The organism is Exilispira thermophila (assembly GCF_055389015.1).
The window spans coordinates 2,042,799-2,067,215 of record NZ_AP042476.1 but is presented as its reverse complement, the minus strand read 5'-3'; the positions used below and the strand labels follow the sequence as shown (position 1 = coordinate 2,067,215).

General features: G+C 23.6%; 20 protein-coding genes and 1 tRNA gene. 11 read left to right on the top strand and 10 right to left on the bottom strand.

Features of this window, described 5'->3' with window-relative positions; all coding sequences use genetic code 11:
- The first annotated feature begins 67 nt into the window (after nt 1-67).
- Entirely contained in the window at nt 68-1,591 is a 1,524-nt protein-coding gene (gene asnS / locus ACZ5EC_RS08700) for an asparagine--tRNA ligase (RefSeq protein WP_464302088.1), read from the top strand.
- Here asnS and ACZ5EC_RS08695 read toward each other — a convergent pair.
- On the bottom strand, nt 1,561-3,957 hold the full coding sequence (locus ACZ5EC_RS08695; protein ID WP_464302087.1) for a hypothetical protein: 2,397 nt from the start codon (nt 3,955-3,957) through the stop codon (nt 1,561-1,563). The genes asnS and ACZ5EC_RS08695 overlap by 31 nt on opposite strands.
- 39 nt (nt 3,958-3,996) lie before the next feature.
- Here ACZ5EC_RS08695 and ACZ5EC_RS08690 point away from each other — a divergent pair, with 39 nt between their 5' ends.
- From ACZ5EC_RS08690 to ACZ5EC_RS08680, 3 genes are all read left to right on the top strand, one after another.
- On the top strand, nt 3,997-4,677 hold the full coding sequence (locus ACZ5EC_RS08690; RefSeq protein WP_464302086.1) for a queuosine precursor transporter: 681 nt from the start codon (nt 3,997-3,999) through the stop codon (nt 4,675-4,677).
- A 214-nt stretch (nt 4,678-4,891) separates the two neighbouring features.
- Complete coding sequence (locus ACZ5EC_RS08685) at nt 4,892-5,371, top strand: hypothetical protein (RefSeq protein WP_464302085.1); 480 nt, start codon at nt 4,892-4,894, stop codon at nt 5,369-5,371.
- 9 nt (nt 5,372-5,380) lie between these two features.
- Nucleotides 5,381-6,121 (top strand): hypothetical protein, encoded by a 741-nt coding sequence (locus tag ACZ5EC_RS08680; protein ID WP_464302084.1) that lies wholly within the window; start codon nt 5,381-5,383, stop codon nt 6,119-6,121.
- A 216-nt stretch (nt 6,122-6,337) separates the two neighbouring features.
- Here the strand turns inward: ACZ5EC_RS08680 and ACZ5EC_RS08675 are convergent, their stop codons facing one another.
- From ACZ5EC_RS08675 to ACZ5EC_RS08665, 3 genes are all read right to left on the bottom strand, one after another.
- Nucleotides 6,338-7,426 carry a hypothetical protein gene (locus ACZ5EC_RS08675; RefSeq protein WP_464302083.1) on the bottom strand — a complete coding sequence of 363 codons (1,089 nt, stop codon included), beginning with the start codon at nt 7,424-7,426 and terminating at the stop codon, nt 6,338-6,340.
- Between the two features lie 258 nt (nt 7,427-7,684).
- Entirely contained in the window at nt 7,685-9,748 is a 2,064-nt protein-coding gene (locus ACZ5EC_RS08670; protein WP_464302082.1) for an elongation factor G, read from the bottom strand.
- 95 nt (nt 9,749-9,843) lie between these two features.
- Nucleotides 9,844-10,800, bottom strand: coding sequence for a PilZ domain-containing protein (locus tag ACZ5EC_RS08665; RefSeq protein WP_464302081.1), 957 nt, complete (start codon nt 10,798-10,800; stop codon nt 9,844-9,846).
- Nucleotides 10,801-10,913: 113 nt separating this feature from the next.
- Here ACZ5EC_RS08665 and ACZ5EC_RS08660 point away from each other — a divergent pair, with 113 nt between their 5' ends.
- Genes ACZ5EC_RS08660 through hisS form a run of 3 tightly spaced genes read left to right on the top strand, consistent with a single transcriptional unit; the run spans nt 10,914 to nt 13,505 of the window.
- Entirely contained in the window at nt 10,914-11,678 is a 765-nt protein-coding gene (locus tag ACZ5EC_RS08660; RefSeq protein WP_464302080.1) for a WecB/TagA/CpsF family glycosyltransferase, read from the top strand.
- Between the two features lie 21 nt (nt 11,679-11,699).
- Nucleotides 11,700-12,104, top strand: a complete 405-nt coding sequence (locus tag ACZ5EC_RS08655) for a hypothetical protein (protein ID WP_464302079.1) — start codon at nt 11,700-11,702, stop codon at nt 12,102-12,104.
- Between the two features lie 33 nt (nt 12,105-12,137).
- The gene (gene hisS, locus ACZ5EC_RS08650) at nt 12,138-13,505 is read left to right on the top strand and encodes a histidine--tRNA ligase (protein WP_464302078.1); all 1,368 of its coding nucleotides are present in this window, start codon (nt 12,138-12,140) and stop codon (nt 13,503-13,505) included.
- Between the two features lie 7 nt (nt 13,506-13,512).
- Here the strand turns inward: hisS and ACZ5EC_RS08645 are convergent, their stop codons facing one another.
- Nucleotides 13,513-13,851, bottom strand: a complete 339-nt coding sequence (locus tag ACZ5EC_RS08645) for a PilZ domain-containing protein (protein ID WP_464302077.1) — start codon at nt 13,849-13,851, stop codon at nt 13,513-13,515.
- 153 nt (nt 13,852-14,004) lie between these two features.
- Here ACZ5EC_RS08645 and ACZ5EC_RS08640 point away from each other — a divergent pair.
- Together ACZ5EC_RS08640 and ACZ5EC_RS08635 are read left to right on the top strand one after the other, a co-directional pair.
- A tRNA-Gly gene (locus ACZ5EC_RS08640) sits at nt 14,005-14,075 on the top strand.
- A gap of 323 nt (nt 14,076-14,398) precedes the next feature.
- A complete protein-coding gene (locus ACZ5EC_RS08635; protein ID WP_464302076.1) occupies nt 14,399-14,617 on the top strand; it encodes a hypothetical protein in 219 nt (72 codons plus the stop codon).
- 26 nt (nt 14,618-14,643) lie between these two features.
- Here ACZ5EC_RS08635 and ACZ5EC_RS08630 read toward each other — a convergent pair whose 3' ends face one another.
- The 5 genes from ACZ5EC_RS08630 to ACZ5EC_RS08610 form a co-directional block, all read right to left on the bottom strand.
- The gene (locus ACZ5EC_RS08630; protein ID WP_464302075.1) at nt 14,644-15,468 is read right to left on the bottom strand and encodes a CPBP family intramembrane glutamic endopeptidase; all 825 of its coding nucleotides are present in this window, start codon (nt 15,466-15,468) and stop codon (nt 14,644-14,646) included.
- A 167-nt stretch (nt 15,469-15,635) separates the two neighbouring features.
- Nucleotides 15,636-16,841: an acetate kinase gene (locus ACZ5EC_RS08625; RefSeq protein WP_464302074.1), complete on the bottom strand. Its 1,206-nt coding sequence runs from the start codon at nt 16,839-16,841 to the stop codon at nt 15,636-15,638.
- A 224-nt stretch (nt 16,842-17,065) separates the two neighbouring features.
- A complete protein-coding gene (locus ACZ5EC_RS08620; RefSeq protein ID WP_464302073.1) occupies nt 17,066-17,530 on the bottom strand; it encodes an aminoacyl-tRNA deacylase in 465 nt (154 codons plus the stop codon).
- A 56-nt stretch (nt 17,531-17,586) separates the two neighbouring features.
- The gene (locus ACZ5EC_RS08615; protein ID WP_464302072.1) at nt 17,587-18,264 is read right to left on the bottom strand and encodes a DUF554 domain-containing protein; all 678 of its coding nucleotides are present in this window, start codon (nt 18,262-18,264) and stop codon (nt 17,587-17,589) included.
- A 127-nt stretch (nt 18,265-18,391) separates the two neighbouring features.
- A complete protein-coding gene (locus tag ACZ5EC_RS08610; RefSeq protein ID WP_464302071.1) occupies nt 18,392-19,354 on the bottom strand; it encodes a cation diffusion facilitator family transporter in 963 nt (320 codons plus the stop codon).
- A 366-nt stretch (nt 19,355-19,720) separates the two neighbouring features.
- Here ACZ5EC_RS08610 and ACZ5EC_RS08605 point away from each other — a divergent pair, with 366 nt between their 5' ends.
- Together ACZ5EC_RS08605 and ACZ5EC_RS08600 are read left to right on the top strand one after the other, a co-directional pair.
- Complete coding sequence (locus ACZ5EC_RS08605) at nt 19,721-21,763, top strand: M3 family metallopeptidase (RefSeq protein ID WP_464302070.1); 2,043 nt, start codon at nt 19,721-19,723, stop codon at nt 21,761-21,763.
- A 590-nt stretch (nt 21,764-22,353) separates the two neighbouring features.
- Nucleotides 22,354-24,396: a M3 family metallopeptidase gene (locus tag ACZ5EC_RS08600; RefSeq protein ID WP_464302069.1), complete on the top strand. Its 2,043-nt coding sequence runs from the start codon at nt 22,354-22,356 to the stop codon at nt 24,394-24,396.
- Nucleotides 24,397-24,417 lie beyond the last annotated feature (21 nt).

Below are 24,417 nucleotides of genomic sequence, written 5' to 3'. Positions count from 1 at the left end.
ATAATTATGAAGTTTAAAATATAAAAAAGTTATAAAGCTAAAAATAAATTTAAAAAAGGGGTCAAATATGTGGCTTGATATTAAAAAAGTATTAAGATCTGAAAAAATATTAAATGATATTATTGTTAGAGGCTGGGTAAGAACTTTCAGAAAGTTAAAAGATATTTACTTTATGGAAATTAATGATGGTTCATGTTTTGCAAATCTTCAGGTAGTAATTGATCAAAATGAAGATTTTGAAATGTTAAATAACAAAAATCAAGAAATAACATTTGAAGATATAAAAAAAATTACAACAGGTTCTTCTGTTGAAGTATATGGAGACCTTGTGGAATCACCTGCAAAAGGGCAAAAATGGGAAATAAAACCAAAAAGAATAAAAATTTACAATATTGCTGATCCTGAAAAATACCCATTACAGAAAAAAAGGCATTCTTTTGAATTTTTAAGAACAATAGGGCATTTAAGAGTTAGAACAAACACTTTTGGAGCTGTTTTTAGAGTTAGATCTTCTTTAGCATATGCTATACATAAGTTTTTTATTGACAGAGGATTTTATTATCTTAATACTCCCATTATTACTTCTTCTGATGCTGAAGGTGCAGGTGAGATGTTTCAGGTGACAACTCTTGATTATGAAAAAATAATAGAGAAAACTATAAGTAAAGTTTTAAATAAATTTCTTAAAAACCAATTACAGGGTGAATATTCAGATTTTAAAGATGAAAAAAAATTAAATGAAATAATTAGTTCAGTATTAAAAGGAAATTTTATTGATTGGAAAGAAGATTTTTTTGGTAAAAAAACATTTTTAACAGTTTCTGGCCAATTAGAAGCTGAAACTTTTGCTGTTGGTATTGGAAAAGTATATACTTTTGGACCAACTTTCAGAGCTGAAAATTCAAATACAACAAGACATCTTGCTGAATTCTGGATGGTTGAACCTGAAATGGCTTTTTATGAAATACAGGATAATATGGATTTAACTGAGGAATTTATTAAATATATTATTAGTTATGTTTTTGAACATAATAAAGATGATATTGAATTTTTCAATAAATGGATAGAAAAAGGATTGATAGATAAACTTAATAATGTATTGAATGAAAAATTTGAAAGAATAACTTATACAGATGCTATAAATATACTTTTAAAATCTTCTAAAAAATTTGAATATCCTGTTGAGTGGGGAATTGATTTGCAATCTGAACATGAAAGATATATTACTGAAGAGTATTTCAAAAAACCTGTTTTTGTTACCGATTATCCTGCTGAAATAAAAGCATTTTATATGAAACAAAATGATGATGGTAAAACTGTTAGGGGGATGGACCTTCTTGTTCCTCAAATAGGAGAGATAGTTGGTGGTTCACAAAGAGAAGAAGATTATAATAAGCTTGTTGATGCAATTAAGAAGTTTAATTTAAATATCGATAACTACTGGTGGTATTTAGATTTAAGAAGATTTGGTTCAGTTCCACACTCAGGATTTGGTCTTGGATTTGAAAGGATGGTTCAATTTGTTACTGGAATGAAGAATATTAGAGATGTGATCCCATATCATCGAACACCTAAATGGGTTGAGTTCTGATTTACTATAATATGGTTATAAATTGCTGTACATCTTAATGTTTTTTGTATATGCTCTATCTTTTTTGATATTTTTAATGCTTTTAAAATAAATGCTTTAGCTTTTTTTAATCTATTAACTAAAATATTTATTTCTGATAATCTTATTAAAATATTTATTGAATTAATTTTATCATGGATTTGAGCTTTTATTTTCAATGCTTTTTCAAAAAAAATATTTGCGGATAAGTAAATTTTACTATTATAAAAAATTAATCCCATAATATTAATAATATCTGAATAAAGTTTATGTTCTTTTACATCTTCAATCAATGGTAATGTTTCAGAAACAAGTAAAATTGCATCAGTATATTTCCCTTCAGTTAATAAAATTAAAGCATATAAATTATTGTGTATTATTTTATTTTTTAAATCGACTTCATTATTATTTATAAATAACTTGTTTAGTTCTAATTTTGAATAATTTAATTTATCAAGGCTTATATAATATTTAGCTTTTAAAATATGAATATCAGTTATAAGAGATTGTTTAACTTCATTATTAATATTATTAAATGATAATATTTCCTTTTTTAATTTTTGTATTCTCTCTTCAAAATTTTCATTTTTACCCATAAAAAAATCTATTTCAAGAAGGTAAAATTTAGATGAAAATATAATTTTATAATTGGTAGAAGTTTTAATAAGATATTTAAAAATGTTCCTGGATTTTTTTAAATTAATACTATAAATATAACCAAGAGCCTGGTAAAAATAAACTTCTTCTCTGTACATTTTTTTATTAAATGGGATTGTTTTCAATGCTTCTTTTGCTGTTTTAGCAAGTCTTCCAAGATTACCCCATAGATATAAGATTTTAATTTTTTCATTCAAAAGAATTGTTTTTTCATTTTTATCAAGCTCAAAGTTATTCATTAACATGTCGATGATATTGTTTGAATTTTCATAAAGTTTTATATCATTATAAAGGTTAATTAAATTTATTGATAGCAGGAGAGATTTCTTTTTGTTTTTAGATAAAATGTAAAAATATAAACTTTTTTCAATATTTGTATGAAAGTTTAAAAAATAATCTCCTATTTTTTCATATATAATTTTCTTTTCGTTTTCAATATTTTTACCATTTATTAAAGAATCAGATGAAAAAGAATTTAATAAATTTAAAAATTTTTTAGTATTGATTTTAAAAAATTTAGTAAAAAATATACCTTCTGTTGTATGTATTCTTAACAATATTATGTTTTTTATTAAATTATCAAGATATTTTTTAATATCATTAATATCAATTTTAGTTAAGAATGATATTAAATCTGGATTTAATGGGTGATCAATTAAGTATATAAGTTTAATTATTTCAATTTCTTTATTAGATAATTTTGATAAAAAAATTTGTAAAAAATGAAAAAAATTATTTGATTTTATTTCTATATTATTGATAATATTTGATTTATTAAGAAAGAATAAAAAATAAAATTGGGAAACATTGTTGCAAACATCTAACAATTTTAAAAATTTATCATTATTTGTTTTTTTTAATGAATCTTTTAACAAATCATATGTAATTTCAGAAAAATAAATATCAAAAAAGTAAGTTTTTTTTATTCTTTTTATTAAGGGATGGATAATTTTTCTATCAGAATTCAGAACAATAATCAAATTATTATCAGGGAAAGTATATGAAAAATAGTTTGATAATGAATAAAGCAAATTTTTTAAAGGGTTTGAAAGATTGTTAATATTGTCGATTAATATTGCTATTTTCTTTTTATTAATCTGCTTCTCAATTTTATGAACTATTGATAAAAAGTTTTGTTCTATATATATTGAAGATTTCATGTTGTTTAAAAAAGTTTTATCTGAAATATCAAAATTAAAGATTGAAAGAAAATATTTTAAAAAAGCTTCGTCAATATTTGTCTTAAAAGCAGGTTTAAAATAAAATGTAAAATAATCTTTTATAACAAGATAAATCCTAATAACAACTAGCATAAAGGATTTTCTTAGCTGTTCATTCCCATATAAGTATAAGTATTTTACTTTTAGATTATCATTGTTTAAAAAATCTGTAGTTTCTTTATTTTTTAATAATCCAGTAAATGGAAAATCAACTTGTAAATAATTTTCAGGTAATACAATATATAACTTATCTTTGTCTTTGAATATATCCATAATTTCTAAAGGATTTGTTATTTTATGAGCTAATAAAATTTTTAAATAGACATCATCTAAATTCTTGACTAAATTGATATTTTTTTTAAATTCAAACAACACTACATTTGAAGAAGTAGGAAGGTGTATTCCTTTGTAAATAGAAACAGAACCTTTATTTTGTAAAATATTGTTTATCTTATAAGATTCAAATAGCATACTTATACTTTTTTTATAAGAATAATAGGAGAAAAAACGATGTCAAATGAATTGTTATGGATTTTATTTATTTTATTTGATCTTAGTTTTGCATTGCTTGTTTTCAAATTATTTGGAAAATATGGATTATATGCAATTATTGTCGCAGATATAATTTTATGTAATATTCAGGTTACTAAACTTGTTACATTATTTGGATTTACAATGACATTGGGGAATATTCTTTATGGTTCTATATTTTTTGCAACAGATGTATTATCTGAAATTTATGGGAAAAATGATGCAAAAAAAGGGGTATATCTGGGTTTTATCTTTCTAATTTTTATGACAATTGTAATGCAAATAGCACTTTTATTTAAACCTGATCCAGCAGATTTTATCTCTCCACATTTAAAAGCTATATTTTCAATGATACCCAGAATTACTCTAGGTTCTTTAACAGCTTATATTGTTTCTCAGTTGCATGATGTATGGGCTTTTCATTTCTGGAAAGCTAAAACAAAAGGCAGATATCTATGGGTCAGAAATAATTTATCAACAATGGTTTCTCAAATGATTGATACTGTTATTTTTTGCTTTATAGCTTTTTGGGGTTTATATGATTTAACAGTATTTTTTAATATTCTATTAACAACATATTTAATGAAATGGATAGTTGCTATTTTAGACACTCCTTTTATATATTTAGCAAGAAGGATCTCCTTTAATATTGAAATATGATAAAAATAAGTGGTTTTATAGAATTAAGAATTATAAAATTGAGATATTATTAATATTAAATAGATAAAATTTTATTAAAATAAAAAAATTGAGATATCATAAAAAAAATAGATAAAATTTAGCTAAAATAAAAAAGTTGAAAATACAAATTTTAAAGTTATAATCCACATAGGAAAAAATATTAAAATAAGTTTAATGAATTATGAATAAAAATATGAATAAAAAAAAGAAATTATTAATCTTTATTGTAATTTTATTTTTAATACTAACACTATTTTTTTTCCCATCCTGTAAAAAGAAAACTAATATAAAAAATGAAGAATATATTATTGACGAAACTGAACAGGGACAACAATTTATTGAACTTCAACAGGAAAATGAAAATGTTGACTGGACAAAAGAAAAGAAAAAATTAAAAGGTATTGGGAAACTTGATATTAGAACTTTTTCTACAATTACTGTTATATTGTTTAGAGAAGTAAAAGATTTAAAGACTCAACTTGAAAAAAAACATTATAGTGATGAACAGATTAAAACAGAGATTAATAAAAAGAAAGATGAATTATATAACTATTTTGGTATTACTAAAGATGAATATAATGAATTTTATAAAAATAATAAAAATGAAATTGATAATTTTATAGCTTCTCATCCCTCTTATTATAGTGAAATTGAAGTAGAAGAAGGTTTTTAAAAATAGAAAATGAATTATTTTAAAAAAGTATTATTTATAATTTTTAGTATTTTTTTTATATTTATTCTATTATTTTTAAATTCATGTGCAATTAATCCTCTATATCTAAAATCTCCAGAAAAACTTGAAAAATTTGCAAAAAAAAATCCTCTTTTGCCTTATTACTATATTAGTGAACTTAAATTTGATGGTATAGTTGTTACAAATAAAGAAGTTATGGGAGTTACTCTTCCACCTCTAAATATATCCTTTGATTATATTAAAGACAAAACATTGAAGCTTAATTTAAATTTAAACATTTTATTTAAAACAGTAAGTTTTGCAGAAGTATATTTTGATTTTGTAAAAATGAAAGGATATATTAAAAGTTCTTATAGTCTCTATTATAAAAATATTGATGAAAAATATTTAAGTTCTATTTCCCCTTATTTAAACAAAATCCTTTTAATTAAAGGGATAAATACTTTATTTTTGTTATTTGATAAAAGTCAAAAAGAGTTATTAAATAATAATGAAATTATTGTATCACAATTTTTTAAATACTATAAACAGGATAAATTCGTAAGTAAAATAGGATTTGAAATTCCTCAAATTCAGGTGGAAGTTGATTATAAAAATTTAAAAATGGTAGATTCTTTATTAAAATATCCATTTTATATTGAAGGAACTTATTATAAAAATAGGATAGAAGATATTAATTTTAAAATTGCTATTAAAAATTTAGAAGTAAAATATAATTTTAATGAATAATAATTATGATAAATAACAGGTTTATTAAATAAGAACTAAAATAAAAAATAATTTTAACAAATTATAAATTTATAAATTATAGAATTTTTAGAGTTTTAATATTGCTTGTAAGTTTTTATAATTAATAACAATAGATAATCTGGTCATAATATAAATATTGTTTAAAGCAAAAATTAAAAAATTCATATCAAAGAGATTAATATTAAATAATGTTTTTTAATTAATTTTAGTTCCTACTTTTAAAAAATAACCAACATCAATTCCATTTAAAGGACTATGGTTTGAAGAAACTTCAATATAAATATTTGCAAGTTTTATCCTAATTAATCCATCTACATAGAATTTATCGCTACTAGCAATATAATATGGGCATAATGCAATATTATACCATTTATTTGATAATCCAAATTCTCCACCAGTTCTGGAAAAATTTTGAGAGATTAAATACCCGTTAAAACTATTTTTATCTAAAGATTCATAAAAAGCAGCTAAATAAAAGTTACCTAAATCAAATTTACCAATTATAATATCACCAAAAGAGTAGTTGGCTCTAAAGCTTAAATTAGCCTGTAAAGTGTTGATTCCAGAAATTGTTGTTTGAAATGGAGTTATATTTGAATATATATAAAAATTAATATATTTAAATAATATCTGTATATTATAAATTAAATCTTGATCACTTTCAGCAAAAATCTCAAATCCAAAAGTTAATAAGTTTAACAGGTTAAATTTTAATTGAGCAAGAGCATTTTCATTGTATAACATATTTGCAATATTAATTGAAAACATTCCGTATTGAAAATGAGATAGAATCATTGGGTAGGTTATAGTAAATTTTGTATAACCACCATCCAGTATCTGGTAATTTCTTTTAATAATAGATGAATCAAAATTAAAATATCCAATTTTTACATTAAGTTCCATTTTATTAAAATTAAAAAGTTTTGCTAAATCTTCAAAAACAGAAAATTCATTTATATCCATTTCTGTAAAATTATTGGTATCAAAATTATCAAGGTCAATTTTTCCATTTTGACCTAAATTGTAGTTAATAACAAGTGTTGTAAAATCTGAAAAATTGTATATAAAACCTGTATTTATAATGAGATATGGGGAATAAGAAGAAAAGTTTTCATCAAATGTTCTAATAAAATACATATCAACATTAAAAGTGAATCTGGATAATTGTTCAACTTTATTTAAAATATCATCAATGCTTATTACATTATCAGAATCAGCAAATATTTGTGTAGTAAATAAGAAAAATATAATAAGAAAAAAAATTATTATACCCTTAATTTTCATCAATATCTCCCTTAATAGCTTTATTTATTTAATCGTAATAATTCTAGTAAAAAATGAACACCATTTTAATATAAAATAGATATTAAGAATAATCATTACAACATATCAAAATAATCAATAATAAATATAAAACAAATTACTTAAATAAATTAAATAATTTTAAATTAAACAATTTTAATTTAATAATTTATGTTAATTTTAAAGATAATGTATTATAATAATATATAAAACAAATTTGAAATAATACAATTTTAGTTACTATTGATTTTTTTTAGAGTATTTATAAAATTCCATATTAAATATCCCTTTTCCAGAGGTTAATGTCCTTAATGTTGTTGAATATCCAAAAAATTTTGAAAGGAAACCATAAGCTTTAATTTTTTTGTAATTATTGTTATCTTCAAGCAAAGAGACATTTTCAATTGTGCAATTTTTCTTTATAAGGTCATTGTAGACATCAGAAAAATTAGGTACAGGAACAATGATTTCTATTTTCATTACAGGTTCTAAAATTATTGGACTAGCTTTTAAGAAAAGTTTCCTGAATAAAGAGTTTAGTACCTCATTTATAACAAAATCGTTGTATTCGTTTTTATTATATTTTATTTTTTCAATAGTTATTTCAACACCATAAACAGGATAACCAAAAGCAGGTCCAGAGATAAATGAAATTTCACTGAAATTTTTTAGATAAGATATGAGAATATCATCATTTTCTATCTCTTTGCTTATTATAAAGTCATTGTCATTTTTTGGTGTAATTTTCATCTTACAACCAAAAAAATAATCTACTCCTTTTTCATTCTTTTTTAATTCAAGATAATCTTCAACTTCTTTTTCAATTGATTCACGATATGATATTACAGGGTTTCTTAAATTTGTTTCAATTTTAAAATCATTTTTTAATCTATGCTGCACAATTTCAAGATGCAATTCTCCCATTCCAAATATTTCAATATATCCAGTTTCTGGGTTTTCTTTATAAAAGAATGATGGATCTTCATTCTTAATAATTTCAAGAGCATTAATAAGGTTTTTATAATCTTTTATAAATCTTGGCTCTAAGCTCATAGAGATTACTGGCAGAGAAGATGGGATATCATGTAAAATTATGTCTTTTTTAATTGATAAAAGTGTATCTCCAGATGATGTGAATTTTAGTCCTATAATTGCACCTATTTCCCCTTCTTTTAACTCATTGACTTCAATTTTTTTATTGGCATGAACTTTATACAAATGAGAAATTTTTTCACTTTTTCTTTTAGATGAATTATATAATTTAGAATGTTTTTCTATATTGTTTTTATAAACTCTTACAAATGAGATATTTCCAGTTTGTTTATCATATGAAGTTTTAAAACAATATGCAATAGATAAATTATTATCAATTTTTTTTATTTTTTCACCTTCTGTAGTAAAGATATCAAATTCAATATCATCTGGTGATGGAAGAAAATCAATTACACCATCAATTAATGGTTGTATACCTCTGTTTTTTAATGCTGATCCACTATATACAGGGATTAAAATTCTATTAATTGTAAGAGTTCTAATCTTTTTTAATAATATCTTTTTTCCTTCTTCAGTTTTAAAATCATTTTCTGTTAATAAAAGTTCTGCTATATCATCATCAAAATCAGCAACTTTTTCAATTAGAAATTCTCTTAATTTATCAAATGATTCCTTTAAATAAATTTTTTCAACCAATCCCTTTTTTATTACATCTTTAAGCTCATCTTGATTATATATTTTATATTTGTTTCCTTCTTTGTTTTCATAGATAATAAATTCTCCAGTTATTAAATTTTGATTCCCGATTAGTTTATCTTCTTTATTATATACAGGGATGTTTATTGGGATAAATTTATTTCCAAAGTTTTTTATTAAAGATTCTAATGCTTTAGAAAAATTTGATGTATACCTGTCCATTTTATTAACAAAAACTATAAATGGTATTTTTAAAGATGAAATTAAATTGTATAAAGTTTCAGTTTGAGCTTGAACATGAGAAGTTCCACATAAGACAAGAATCACACCATCAACTACAGCTAAAGCTTTTTTAACTTCTGCAGAAAAATCGACATGTCCTGGGGTATCAATTAGATTAATTTCGTGTTCTTTCCATAAAAAAGTAGAAAAAGCACTAATTATAGTTATTCCACGATTTTTTTCTTCTTCAAGATAATCAAGTTCAGCAGTACCTTCATCAACAGAACCAGGTTTATGAATTTTACCAGCATAAAAAAGAATTTTTTCTGAGGTTGTTGTTTTGCCTGCGTCTATATGAGCTACGATTCCAATATTTCTTATTTTTTTTTGCATAAAATAATCCTTGTATAATAAAAAAGATATTATATAAAATTCGTATATTTCAATTATTTTTTTTATTAATTAATATTTTTTTATTAACTAAGTTTTTAACTTCTAAATTTCATAAATTTTGCAATTTTTGCCCTTTCAACTCTTCCTATATTAACAAAAATAATAGAACAATAATAATAATTGTTTTTTAATTTATTAATATTTTTAATATAAGCTTCAAGTTTGAACTCTGCTTCTCCAAGTTGAAAGATAATTTCTCCTGTTGTTTTTTTACCGGGATTGGTAGTAAATAGTACACCACACCCTTTTACCGAGAGATTTATCATCATACCATTTAAGATTTTTTTATTATTTTTAAATTTAAATTTAATAAACATTTTAGTTTTTATTCTTCTTGATTTTCTTCTTTGTACTCTATTAATTTCTTCTGGATGTTCAAATTTAATGAAACCTTTTGAAATTTCTAATGCTTTAGAAGTAAATAAATATAATGAATCTTTATATTGACTAAGGAAAAAGTCATAATAATGAGATCTTTTAAATAGTTTTTCAATTCCTTTTTTTTCAAAAACAACTATAAAGTAAAAGGGGGTATTTTCAGCAAATATAGCAGTTATATAAATAGTTTTTTTCTTACCAACCTTTATCTGCACTTTAGAACCAACTTTTATATCTCTTGTTGTTTTTAGATATGGGAATCTTTGTTTAAAAGGGATAGATTTTCTTAAGTTTTTATAGATTTTTTCCCAATACTGTTGAATATCTTCAGGAATATTATTTAAAAAACGGGTACATATTTTTTCAAAAAATAGATTGTTCCTGATAAGGTCATCAGGGTCTTCATTTTGTTTAATAAAGTCAGCAATATATAAAAGAAATTTTTCAGTATCCTTATCAAGGTCAAAGTTTTTTAGATATTCTTTAAATTTTTTAATTTTTGCAATCCGTTTTTTTTCTTTTCTGGTCCGTATTAACCAGGCAAATAATATTATAAGTAATATAGATCCTATTAAAAAAGCTAAAATTAAAATTAAAAACAGGTATTGTTCCATAATCTTAAAATATTATAATAAATATTGGTAAAATTTAAAGGTAAAAATTATAATAAATTTCTTTATTTTTAATTTTAATATAGTATATATCCATAAAAAAATAAGGAATACTTGTGTTAAAAAATACTTTGTTTGGTATCCCTGTTTGGAATGTTAATTCATCTGAAGCACTTGAAATTGTTAAAAAATATTTAAAAGAAGAAAAAGTACACCAGGTAATTACTATAAATTCTTTAATGCTTTTTAGAAGTTTTTTTGATAAAAGATTTAAAAAGATATTGAAAAATTCAGATTTAAATATAGTTGATTCTGTTGGTATTAAATTTGCTCTTTTAATGAAAAGGGTGAAGATAAAAGAAAGAATTTGTGGGATTGATTTTGCAAGAAAGATAATGGATTATGCTGAACAGGAAGGCAAAACAATTTTTCTTCTTGGAGCCACATTTAATGTAATTACAAATACTGAAAAAAACATTAAAGCTACTTTTAAAGAGCTTCAAATTGTAGGAAGGTATCATGGGTATTTTAAAAAAGAAGAAAATGATAAAATTAAAACTGCAATAAATAAAGTTACCCCTGATTTTCTTTTTGTTGCAATGGGTTCACCAAGACAGGAAAAATGGATATACAATTATAAAGAGCAATTAAAAACTAAAATTGCTATAGGATTGGGGGGTGCATTTGATGTTTACTCTGGTTATAAAAAAAGAGCTCCTTATTTTTTTAGAAAAATGGGATTAGAATGGTTTTATAGAATTATTACAAATCCTGTAAGGATATATCAGATAATCCCTTTGTTTTTATTTTTTTTAGCAAGTATTGGTTTAGGAGTTGCTACTTTATTTCAAAAAAAAGATCCTGAAATTGTTGATAAATAAAATTAGCAATGGGGGTTTTTTATGGATCAAAATCTAATAAACTATTTAAAACAACCATTATTATTAGTTCTTTTTTTAAGTTTTATTGTTGAATTTTTTACTTCCAGAACTTTTGATTTTTTAACTCCATTTATATTAAAAAAAGCTAACCCCTCTATTGATAGAAGAATTATTAGTATTAAAAATCTTTTGTCATGGGAAAATATTGAGCAATTTAGAAAAAAATTTGCACCATATATTTCTCTTATATGGGGTGAAATTTTTGCATTTATTTTTAAAATAAAATTTTTTCATTCTCTTAATTTAATAGGGGAAGAAAAACTGTTAGTTATTGATATTATTCTTTCTGGGGTTATACTTTCCAAAGGGAGCAATTTTATGTACGATTTTAGAAAAATGTTTCAGTTAAGTAAAAAGTTTAACTAGAAAAATAAAAATAATTATTTTAAAGAGGTTTATATGATTGAACCAAGAGTTTTAAAAGGCTTTAAAGATAGTTTACCAGAAGAAGAGATTATCAAGAAACAATTTATCAATAAAATCGAAAGGTCACTTGAAAAAAGTGGTTTTGTACCTATTGATACTCCAGCTTTAGAATATTTCGAAGTGCTTACCGGAAAAGGTGGAGAAGAAACTGATAAACAGATTTTTAATTTTATAGATTCAGGTGGTAGAAAAGTAGGATTAAGATTTGATTTAACAGTTCCCCTTGCAAGATTTGTTTCTTTACATGAAAATGAAATTGTTTTCCCATTTAAAAGGTATCATATTTCAAAAGTATGGAGAGGCGAGAAACCACAAAAGGGGAGATTTAGAGAATTTATTCAAGCTGATTTTGATATTATAGGAGCAAACAGTTTAACATCTGATATTGAAATTATTGAAACTATAATTTTATTACTAAATTCTATTAATATTAATAATTTTGTTATTCATATAAATGATAGAGCTTTGCTTAAGGAAATATTTGAAAAACTAGGGATAGATTTTGTAGAGCTGGAAATATTAAGAATATTTGATAAATATTATAAAACCTCAAGAGAATGGGTGCAACAAAATTTAATAAAACTTTTAACTACAAAAATTGATAAGATTGAAAATATTGAGGAAAACCAAATATTCAAAAATTTTAATTTAACTAATAGAGATGATTATATAAATAAAATTTCTGAGATTTTAATTAAAATTATGATTGACTCAGATACTCATAAAGTTTTTTTTACAAATCTTAAAGACTATTTTGGAATAGAACAAACAAGATTAGAAAAAATTTATCAACATTTCAATTCAAGGGGTTTAAGTTCTAAAATTAAAATTGATGGAACAATTACAAGAGGACTTGACTATTATACAGGGCTGGTTTTTGAAACTTTTATTGAAGACCATAAAGAATATGGAGCAATTTGTAGTGGGGGAAGATATGATAATCTAACTTCTGTCTTTTCAAAAAATGTTTATCCAGGAATTGGTGGTTCTATTGGGCTTGATAGACTTATTGCATATTTGATGGATTTTAATTTAATAACAAAAAAAAGTACATTAACTGACGTTTTGATTATTAATTTTTCTGAAAATTATTTACCTATATATTATGATGTTTCAGATATTTTAAAAAGTGAAGGGATAAATACAGAGATTTATTCTGAAAATGCAAAATTAAAAAAACAGTTTAAATATGCTGATCGAAAAAAAATTAATAATTGTCTGATTTTAGGAGAAGATGAAATAAAGAATAAAATTTTTAAATTAAAAGATATGAAAAATTCTAAGGAGTTAGTTTTTAAAGATATTGAAGAATTATCCAATTATATTAAAGAAAATAGATAATTCTCCTTTATTTTGTAAATCCAGCATAATCAATTAAAGCATTAATAGTATCAATATCTTCTTTTTTCTTGTCTAATACTTCAAGACCTATATCAAAGTAATCTTTGTTAATATCTGGCTTTATCCATTTAACCTCTGCCTGGAACATAATATAATCCCCTTTTTCAAGATCAGGTGGCAATTTTATTTTGATTGTAAACCTTTTTCCAATGGGATAAGAAGTTTCGTTTAAAATCATTAAACCACCTTCTGAAATATCAACAAGATACCCAATTAATTCATCTTTTTCATTTAATACTCTTAAATAATAAATTAAATGTCTTCTATAATATTTTCTTCTGTTCATAATAAATTACTCCTTATTATCAATATTATAAATTAAGATATGCAAAATTCAAGTATGAAATCTTATAAAAATTTATCTTGACAAAAAATAAATAATGTTTATTAATTCTTCAGCAAGTTGTGAAAACATTAATATTTATATAATAATTTATAAGCGGCTGTAGTTCAGTGGTAGAACACTAGCCTTCCAAGCTAGTTATGTGGGTTCGATTCCCATCAGCCGCTTTTTTTTATTTTCATTTATTTTAGTTTTTAATTTTAATCTTTATATTATTAATCTTTATATTTTAAAAACAACACAATATCAATCCCAATTAAAAGTTATCAATATAATTTTTTTTATCTTCCCTCTTTATCTTTTAAAAATTTCAATTATATTTTGTTTGAAATTAGTATTAACATATTAATATGTCATCCAGATTTAAGTATGATTGTCCAAAAGTCATAATAAGTAATAATTTTCGTGTTATTAGTATTTCTTTTGTTTAAATTAATTTTATTTTATTATCTTAATTTTTACAACCTTAATAAACTTACAGGAATAAATTATGTTAAGTCAAATGAAAAAAAGAGAACTTTCTAATCTATTGTATGAACTAAAAGATAAGAATCAATCATTGTATGATAAACTTTTAAGAGACCCAACAATTTATACTGATGATTATAAAGAATTTGCTCTTATAAAATTTTTTGCTATTGCAAATAAGATTACAAAGCAGGATATGATTAAGTTGATTGTTGATTTTAAAAATGGTAATTTAATTTAAATTTTATTTAAAACAAAAAATCTTTATTAAATAAATAGGATTAAAAAATTTGCAATGCTATGACTTAAAAAGGTTGGATATATATATTTTTCTTCTGTATAAATAGAACCTAATATTATTCCTGTAAAAAAATACAAGATAATTATTTCAATATTTTCAAAATTCAAATGAGCTAAAGAAAATATAGTTGCAGAAATTATAACTTTAACAATTTTATTTGAACTCTTTAATAATAAAGATATAACAAAATACCTGAAAATTAATTCTTCAAAAAATGGAATAATAATAGCTAAAGTTAGTATATTTATAAAATTTATTTTTATATCATTTGAAAACGTGTTTTGGTTAATAATAATAAGAATAATATATAAAAAAAATCCAGAAACAATGCCAATAATTGTATGAAATATAAAGTTTTGCTTGTTTGTAAAATCACCTCTAAAAGTAAATTTTGAAGTTTGTTTGAATAGGAATGTAAGAAAAGGTAGAAGAAAAAAATAAAAAGATAGATTTAAATCAATTTGAACTTTTCTAATTAAAAGAAAAAATATATATAATGGAAAAAGAAAAATTATATAGAATAGTTCAAAATAAAAATTTGAATGATTTTTAACTTTTATAAAAGATTTTAGCTCTGATACAACAATTTTTAATGAATTTAATGATATCCTACTTTTTATAATATCAAATCCACCTGAATTAAAACTTGATTTAAGTATAAATTGTTTTTCTTTTAAGCTAAGGTTTTCAAAAATTTTATTTCTGGTATTAGTGTCAAAAATAGAAAGTAAAATTAAACTTTTTTTTAATCCAATTGATTTTTGTTTTTTTTTCTTTTTATTATTTTTCATTTTTTATCTTATCGAACTTTTAACAGATAAAATTGTATATTATTATAAAAAAAGAGGCTATCCTGAAACCTAAAGAATAGCCTCTTTACTATATTTCTAAGTTATATCTTTTAATAAAAAAGGAAATCTACTTTATAAATTTTAAGTCGTCCCTATGGTAAATATTATTAGTTGTTTTTTGATACTATTTCATAGGTATCTTTAGCTATCATCAATTCTTCATTTGTTGGAACAATCATAATTTTTATTTTAGAAGATTCTCTGGAAATAATTCCTTCTTTTCTGTTAAGTTCAATATTTTTATGTAAATCTAATTCAATACCAAATTGTTCCAAACCTTCAAGTATATCTTCTCTTACTTCAGAATCATTTTCTCCAACACCTGCTGTAAAAATTATTGCATCTACTTTGCCTAAAGCAGTCATATATGCACCAATGTATTTTCTAACTCTATAATTGTATATTTCAAGTGAAAGTCCTGCAATTTTATTTCCTTTATCCCTTTCCTCAATTATTAATCTCATATCATTGGAAATACCTGAAATTCCAAGTAATCCTGATTGTTTATTTAATATGTTGTTCATTTGTTTTGTATCAATGTTAGTTCTTTCCATAATATATAAAGGGATAGCAGGGTCAATATCACCACTTCTTGTTCCCATCATAAGTCCTTCTAAAGGGGTAAACCCCATTGATGTATCAACTGATTTACCATTTTTTATTGCTGCAATAGAAGCTCCATTTCCAAGATGGCATGTGATAAAATTACATTGTTCTACTGGTTTACCAAGAAGTTCTGCAGCTCTTAATGTTACATATCTATGAGAAGTTCCATGGAATCCATATCTTCTAATCTTCATGTCTTTGTAGAAATGATATGGTATAGGATAAATGTAAGCATAATCAGGCATAGTTTGATGAAAAGCAGTATCAAAAACAGCTACATTAGGAACACCTGGTAATAAATCCATCATAACTTCAATACCTTTTAAATTAGCAGGATTATGAAGTGGAGCTAAATCAATACATTCTTTAACTCTTTTAATAACATTTTCATCTATTAAAACAGATTCAATAAAATATTCTCCACCATGCACAACTCTATGTCCAACAGCATTAATTTCTTTTATAGAGGAGATAACGCCATTTTTTTTATCTGTTAATTGTTTTAACACTATGTTTAATGCTTCTGCATGGTCTACACCAGTTCCCTGTGTTTTAATTTTTTCTTCACCAGTCTTTTGATAATTAAAAATTGATTGTGGACTTCCTATTCTTTCAACAAGTCCCTTTGCTAAAAGTAATTGTTTTTCCATATCTATTAATTGATATTTGACTGAAGAAGAACCACAGTTTAAGACAAGAATTTTCATAAAATTCTCCTATTTTTGTTAAATATATAGCAGTAAAAAAAAAATTAAAGATTTTTTATAAAAAAAATAATAAAATTTTTAAAAGAGGATTTATTTTTTTCTTTTAATAGTTTTGAATTGATGGTTTTATTTGGGTTTATTTAATTTTTTGCAAATATATTTTTATATTTTGTAAAGCTATTTAAAATGTTTTTATGGTATATTTTTAGATCTTATATAGAGATTTATAATTTTGATATATCAGTATTTACTGGTTTTAATAATTTTTCTAAATCTGTAGTTTTTATTTTTATAATATAACCTCTTTTCCCTCCATTTATATAAATTTCACTATAAAAAAAAATGGAAGTATCAGCTATAATTTTCATTTTTTTACGGGTTCCAAAAGGTGATATCCCTCCTACTTGATATCCAGTTACCCTTTGTGCTTCTGCAGGATTTGCAAGTTCAATATTTTTTAAATTTAAAATTTTTGCAGCTTTTTTTAATGATATTTCTTTATTACCAGGCATTAAACTAATATAATAGTTATTATCAGAACCTTTCAAAATAATTGTTTTTATCATTTTTTCCAGAGGAACATTTAAACTTTCTGAAGCAAATTTTGCACCTTTTATTTTATGTTCATATTCTAAAAGTTCATATTTAACATTATTTTCTTTTAAATATTTTAAAGCTGGTGTTATCATATTTTTACCTTTTTTTATTATCTATTTATTTTGTAGTAACTTAAAAATTAGTTAGATTATTTAAAAAAATATGCAAAAATTACTATAATAATTAAAGCTGGTATAATATTAATAATTTTTATTTTTTTTATTTCAAGTATAGATAACCCTAGTCCTATTAGTAATATTCCTCCAACAGCTGTTAATTCATCAACAATTACAGGAGTAAATAGCTTTTGAAAAATCCCTGCAAAAAGTGTTAATCCACCCTGGTAGATTAGTAAAGGGATAACTGAAAATAATACACCAATACCCATTGAAGATGCTAAAGCAAGTGATGCAAAACCATCCATTAAAGCTTTTGTAAATAATAAAGAAGGATCATTTCTTAAACCCTCATTTATAGCACCTAATATAGTCATTGATCCCATACAAAATAATAAAAATGCAGTTATTAAACCTTCTGCAAACTTTTCATTTTCAGATTTAAAGCCTTTTTTTATTTTTTCACTTAAATTATTTATCCCCCTATCAATATTTAAGAGTTCACCAATTATAGCTCCAATAATTATACTGAAAATGATTATCAAAATATTATGTCCTTTTAAAGCCATAGAGAATCCTAAATATAAGGTAAATAAACCAATTCCCTGAAAAACAATTCTTGTTAAGTTTTCTGGTAGGCTTTTATTGATTAGTAATCCTATGGAACTACCAATTAAAACTGTTGTAGCATTAACAATTGTACCAATCATTTTTATTCCTTTTGACTTATAAAAATGTTTTTATTTTTTTCTATTTTTATTTTCTATATTGATTTTCTATATTTGTAATAGCTCTATTAACTTTTAATTTTGTTTTTTTTAATTTAAGTCTATCCATTTAATTTACAATGGGATTTTTATCTTTACACCTATCTGTTTCAAATTGTAAAGTTATATGGGAAATATTAAATTTATTTGATAAAATCTCTTTAATATTTTTATAAATATGGTCAGTATCGCATAATAACATATTTTCAACTTCAATATGTGCTTCAAACATTATTGTATTTTCATCAAGATTCCATATGTGTATATGATGAATATTTTTTACTTTTTCAATTTTTTCTATTTCATTCTTAATATTATTAATATCAATATTTTGTGGTGTTCCTTGCAAAAGAATTCTTGTAGTTTCTTTAATAATAGAAAATCCTTCTTTTAAAATATATAATGCAATCAGGATTGTAATTAATGGATCAATGAAATTAAGATTAAAAAATTTTATTAAAATTCCTCCAAGAACAACTCCAACAGAAGAAATAGTATCCCCTAATAGATGAAGATAAGATGCTTTTATATTCATGTTATTATGAGTGTGTTTTTCTAAAAGAAGAACTGAAAAAAGATTTGCAACCAATCCAATTGATGCAACTATAAGCATTATACCAGTTTTTATCTCATGTGGATTGGAAAATCTTTTTATAGCTTCATAAATTAAATAAACAGAAATTGCAATTATTAATGATGAGTTAAGAATTGCTGCTAAAATTTGAGCTCTCTTATATCCAAAAGTGTATTTAAGATTTTTTTTCTTAAATGATAATTTTAGAGCAATTAAAGCTATTAATTGTGAAAAAGCGTCATTTAAATTATGAAATGCATCTGATAGTAAAGCTATACTACCTGAAAAAATTCCACCTAATATTTCAGATAAAGTTATTATTATGTTGAGTAAAAAGGTCAGGCTTAGTTTTTTTGAAGCTTTTACCATCTCTTCTTTACTGCTTAATTTAAGATCTAAATCATGATGGTGATGTTTGGGATGAGTTTTATTATTAATTTTTTCTTCTTTAATATTCATAAATATCCTCATAAATATTTTTTCATAAATATTTTTTTGATTAACTTTTAAAAGCTTTTATTAGTTTAGTTTTAATAGATTAATAAAATAAATATAATAAATTTAATTGTTTAGGAAAACTTAATTAAAAATTATTTTTAGTCAATTTTCTTTATATAAAAAATTAGAAAATTTATTAAAATGTTTTTGAAAAAATAAGTTTATGATTTTAAAGAATACTGATACTATTACTGTATTGTTTAATAAAAGGTTTTAAAAAAATTAAAAATAGAAGAAAAAAAGTTAATCAATTATATAAAATATTGTTGACACATTTTATCTAAAATGTTTAAATTAGTTAAGTAAACTTAACTAATAGGAGTTTTTATGGAAAATATTCAAAATAATCCATTGATTAATCCTTCTAAAAAAAACAAATTTGATGCAATCCCTTTTGATGAATTAAAGCTGGAGCACTTTATACCTGCAGTTGAATATGCAATTGAAGAAGCAAAGAAAAAAATTGACAAAATAAAAAATAATGAAAATGAACCTACTTTTGAAAATACAATAATTGCATTAGAGACTTCTTCAGATTTATTGGATAAGGTAACAGCTACCTATTTTAATTTAATGAGTGCAGAATCTGATAATAAATTTAAAGAGTTAGCTCAAAAAATTTCACCAATGGTAACTGCTTTTTCTCATGGAATTTTACTGGATTCAAAACTTTTTGAAAAAGTAAAATATATCTGGGAAAATATTGATAAATTTAATCTTGATAATGAAGATAAAAGACTAGTAGAGTTAACATATAAAAGATTTGTAAGAAATGGAGCATTGCTTGATGATGAGAAGAAAAAGCAATTGAGAGAAATAGATTTAGAACTATCAAAATTAAGCCCTAAATTTTCACAAAATCTTTTAAATTCTCAAAATGAATTTGAACTTTTGATTACAGATGAAAAAAGGTTATCAGGATTACCTGAAAATGCAAAAAATGCAGCAAAAGCTTTAGCAAAATCAAAGGGAAAAGAAGGGTGGATGTTTAATCTTCAATATCCAAGCATGTTACCTGTTTTAATGTATGCAGATGACAGAGAATTAAGAAAAACAATTGTAATTGCTAATTCAAGAAAAGCAATTGAAGGAAAATATGATAATAAACCGATAATTCAAAAAGTTATCTCTTTAAGGCAAAAAAGAGCAAAACTGCTTGGATATAAGACTCATGCAGAATATGTATTAGAAGAAAGAATGGCTGAAAACCCTGATAAAGTATGGAACTTTTTAGAAAGATTGTATCAAGTTGCAATGCCAAAAGCAAAAGAGGAAAAAGAGAAATTGCAAGAGTTTGCAAAAAAACATGGATTTGAAGATGAACTTCAATCATGGGATTACAGGTATTATGGAGAGAAATTAAAAAAAGAGCTTTTTGATTTTGATTCTGAACAGTTAAGACCATATTTTAAAATGGAAAATGTAATTGATGGTATTTTTAAAGTTGCTAACAAACTTTATGGTCTTGAATTTAAAGAAAATAATGAACTTCCTGTGTATCATAAAGATGTTAAAGTTTTTGAAGTTTATGATGGAGATAAAAATTTTATTGGGCTTTTTTACCTTGATCTATTTCCAAGAGAAACAAAAAGATCTGGTGCATGGATGACAACATATTTTACTCAAGGTCTGTATAATGGTGAAATAAGAAGACCTCATGTTTCAATAGTAGCAAATCTTACACCTTCTACAGAAGAAAAACCATCTTTATTGCTTTTAGATGAAGTAACAACAATTTTTCATGAGTTTGGACATGCATTGCATGGATTACTTTCAAACTGCAAATATAGAACATTAGCAAGTCCTAATGTTTACTGGGATTTTGTCGAGCTTCCTTCACAAATCATGGAAAATTGGGTTTATGAAAAAGAAGCATTAGACCTTTTTGCCAGACATTATGAAACAGGAGAAAAGATACCTGAAAAGATAATTGAAAAAATTAAAGAGATAAGAAAATTTATGGCAGCAATTTTTACAATAAGACAATTAACTTTTGGTTATCTTGATATGACATGGCATGATAATGAGATTCCTGAAAATGTTGATGTATTTGAATTTGAAGAAAAAGCAACAGAAAAACTAAGACTATTTCCAAAAATTGAAAATACAAATTTTTCCTGTAGTTTTGGACATATTTTTGCTGGAGGGTATTCTGCAGGTTATTATTCATATAAATGGGCAGAAGTTCTTGAAGCAGATGCTTTTGAGTTTTTTAAAGAAAAAGGGATTTTCAATAAAGAAGTTTCAACTTCATTTAGAAAAAATATTCTTGAAAAAGGTAATAAAGAACATCCTATGAAATTGTATGTTGCATTTAGAGGAAGAGAACCAGATCCAGATGCACTTTTGAGAAAAGATGGGTTATTATAAAAATATTTGTATTATGTAAAATGTTATGAGTAAAATATTGAATATATTTAATCAATTATAATTTATAGATATTATAATTGTTAGATATAAGTTTAAATTAAATTTAAAATACATGATAATTATAGAAGTCAGGGATTATCCCTGGCCTTTTTTATTAAAGGTTAATTAATTTAATTGGATTTTGAATATAAAAGTAAAAATCTTTTTTAAAATTAATCAAAATAATATTTTAATATTGATTTAAATCATGTTGAATTGAAAAAAAATCGGTTTATATTTATGATTAATTTCAATAATAATTTTATTTTCAATTAATTTTATATTGTCAAATAAAAATCCTTGAATTTTAAATAAAACTGTTATAATTTTTTATAACTGCATTTTTTTTATGTACTAATTTTTTTTAGTATGGAGAGAAATTATTTTTTTAAACTTTTTTTACCTGCTTATTTTAAAATTGAACCAATAGTTTTTTAAAATATTAAATAAACAATACAAAATATATAAAAAAATGTATACTATATGATAGATTAAAATATAGATATTAAATAATAAGTTTAATATAAAAAAAATAATTTATAGGAGTTTTTATGCAAAATATTCAAAATAATCCATTGATTAATCCTTCTAAAAAAAACAAATTTGATGCAATTCCATTTGATGAATTAAAGATGGAACACTTTATACCTGCAGTTGAATATGCTATTGAAGAAGCAAAAAAAAAGCTTGACAAAATAAAAAATAATGAAGATGAACCTACTTTTGAAAATACAATAGTTGCTTTAGAGACTTCTTCAGAATTATTGGATAAGGTAACAGATATCTATTTTAATTTAATGAGTGCAGAATCTGATAATAAATTTAAAGAGTTAGCTCAGAAAATTTCACCAATGGCAACTGCTTTTTCTCATGGAATTTTACTTGATTCAAAACTTTTTGAAAAAGTGAAATATATCTGGGAAAATATTGATAAATTTAACCTTGATAATGAAGATAAAAGACTTGTAGAGTTGACATATAAAAGATTTGTAAGAAATGGAGCATTGCTTGATGATGAAAAGAAAAAGCAATTAAGAGAAATAGATTTAGAACTATCAAAATTAAGCCCTAAATTTTTACAAAACCTTTTAAATTCCCAAAATGAATTTGAACTTTTAATTACAGATGAAAAAAGGTTATCAGGATTACCTGAAAATGCAAAAAATGCAGCAAAAGCTTTAGCTAAATCAAAAGGAAAAGAAGGGTGGATGTTTAATCTTCAATATCCAAGCATGATACCTATTTTAAGATATGCAGATGATAGAGAATTAAGAAAAACAATTTCAATTGCCAATTCAAGAAAAGCAATTGAAGGAAAATATGATAATAAACCAATAATTCAAAAAATTATCTCTTTAAGGCAAAAAAGAGCAAAACTTCTTGGATATAAGACTCATGCAGAGTATGTACTGGAAGAAAGAATGGCTGAAAACCCTGATAAAGTGTGGAACTTTTTAGAAAGATTGTATCAAGTTGCAATGCCAAAAGCAAAAGAAGAAAAAGAGCAATTGCTAGAATTTGCAAAAAAACATGGTTTTGAAGATGAACTTCAATTCTGGGATTTTGTTTATTATGAAGAAAAATTAGAAAAAGAGCTTTTTGATTTTGATTCTGAACAATTAAGATCATATTTTAAAATGGAAAATGTGATAGAAGGTATTTTTAAAGTTGCAAATAAACTCTATGATCTTGAATTCAAAGAAAATAAAGAACTTCCTGTGTATCATAAAGATGTTAAAGTTTTTGAAGTTTATGATGGAGATAAAAATTTTATTGGACTTCTTTATCTTGATCTATTTTCAAGAGAAACAAAAAGACCCGGTGCATGGATGACAACATATTTTATTCAAGGGTTGTATAATGGTGAAATAAGAAGACCTCATGTAGCAATATTAGCTGGTTTAACACCTTCTACTGAAGACAACCCATCTCTATTACTTTTAAGTGAAGTTAGAGCAATTTTTCATGAATTTGGACATGCATTGCATGTATTACTTTCAAATTGCAAATACAGAACATTGGCAAGTCCTAATGTTTACTGGGATTTTATTGAATTTCCTTCAAAAATCATGGAAAATTGGCTTTATGAAAAAGAATCATTAGACCTTTTTGCTAAACATTATGAAACAGGGGAAAAGATACCAGAAAAGATAATTGAAAAAATTAAAGAAATAAGAAAATTTATGGCTGCTAATTTTACAATGAGTAAGCTAACTCTCGGTTATCTTGATATGGCATGGCATGATAATGAGATTCCTGAAAATGTTGATGTTTTTGAATTTGAAGAAAAAGCAACAGAAAAACTAAGACGATTTCCAAAAATTGAAAATACCAATTTATCTTGTAGTTTTGGACACATTTTTGCTTCAAGATATTCTGCAGGTTATTATTCATATAAGTGGGCAGAAGTCCTTGAAGCAGATGCATTTGAGTTTTTTAAAGAAAAAGGGATTTTCAATAAAGAAGTTTCAACTTCATTTAGAAAAAATATTCTTGAAAAAGGTAATAAAGAACATCCTATGAAATTGTATGTTGCATTTAGAGGAAGAGAACCAGATCCAGATGCACTTTTGAGAAAAGATGGATTGCTATAAGTTATAGTTTAATTAAAAATA

Excerpts from the sequence above, each read along its gene's own strand:
- asnS (WP_464302088.1), top strand. The coding sequence starts at position 68 with ATGTGGCTTGATATTAAAAAAGTATTAAGATCTGAAAAAATATTAAAT.
- ACZ5EC_RS08695 (WP_464302087.1), bottom strand. The coding sequence starts at position 3,957 with ATGCTATTTGAATCTTATAAGATAAACAATATTTTACAAAATAAAGGT.
- ACZ5EC_RS08690 (WP_464302086.1), top strand. The coding sequence starts at position 3,997 with ATGTCAAATGAATTGTTATGGATTTTATTTATTTTATTTGATCTTAGT.
- ACZ5EC_RS08685 (WP_464302085.1), top strand. The coding sequence starts at position 4,892 with ATGAATAAAAAAAAGAAATTATTAATCTTTATTGTAATTTTATTTTTA.
- ACZ5EC_RS08680 (WP_464302084.1), top strand. The coding sequence starts at position 5,381 with ATGAATTATTTTAAAAAAGTATTATTTATAATTTTTAGTATTTTTTTT.
- ACZ5EC_RS08675 (WP_464302083.1), bottom strand. The coding sequence starts at position 7,426 with ATGAAAATTAAGGGTATAATAATTTTTTTTCTTATTATATTTTTCTTA.
- ACZ5EC_RS08670 (WP_464302082.1), bottom strand. The coding sequence starts at position 9,748 with ATGCAAAAAAAAATAAGAAATATTGGAATCGTAGCTCATATAGACGCA.
- ACZ5EC_RS08665 (WP_464302081.1), bottom strand. The coding sequence starts at position 10,800 with ATGGAACAATACCTGTTTTTAATTTTAATTTTAGCTTTTTTAATAGGA.
- ACZ5EC_RS08655 (WP_464302079.1), top strand. The coding sequence starts at position 11,700 with ATGGATCAAAATCTAATAAACTATTTAAAACAACCATTATTATTAGTT.
- hisS (WP_464302078.1), top strand. The coding sequence starts at position 12,138 with ATGATTGAACCAAGAGTTTTAAAAGGCTTTAAAGATAGTTTACCAGAA.
- ACZ5EC_RS08645 (WP_464302077.1), bottom strand. The coding sequence starts at position 13,851 with ATGAACAGAAGAAAATATTATAGAAGACATTTAATTTATTATTTAAGA.
- ACZ5EC_RS08635 (WP_464302076.1), top strand. The coding sequence starts at position 14,399 with ATGTTAAGTCAAATGAAAAAAAGAGAACTTTCTAATCTATTGTATGAA.
- ACZ5EC_RS08630 (WP_464302075.1), bottom strand. The coding sequence starts at position 15,468 with ATGAAAAATAATAAAAAGAAAAAAAAACAAAAATCAATTGGATTAAAA.
- ACZ5EC_RS08625 (WP_464302074.1), bottom strand. The coding sequence starts at position 16,841 with ATGAAAATTCTTGTCTTAAACTGTGGTTCTTCTTCAGTCAAATATCAA.
- ACZ5EC_RS08620 (WP_464302073.1), bottom strand. The coding sequence starts at position 17,530 with ATGATAACACCAGCTTTAAAATATTTAAAAGAAAATAATGTTAAATAT.
- ACZ5EC_RS08615 (WP_464302072.1), bottom strand. The coding sequence starts at position 18,264 with ATGATTGGTACAATTGTTAATGCTACAACAGTTTTAATTGGTAGTTCC.
- ACZ5EC_RS08610 (WP_464302071.1), bottom strand. The coding sequence starts at position 19,354 with ATGAATATTAAAGAAGAAAAAATTAATAATAAAACTCATCCCAAACAT.
- ACZ5EC_RS08605 (WP_464302070.1), top strand. The coding sequence starts at position 19,721 with ATGGAAAATATTCAAAATAATCCATTGATTAATCCTTCTAAAAAAAAC.
- ACZ5EC_RS08600 (WP_464302069.1), top strand. The coding sequence starts at position 22,354 with ATGCAAAATATTCAAAATAATCCATTGATTAATCCTTCTAAAAAAAAC.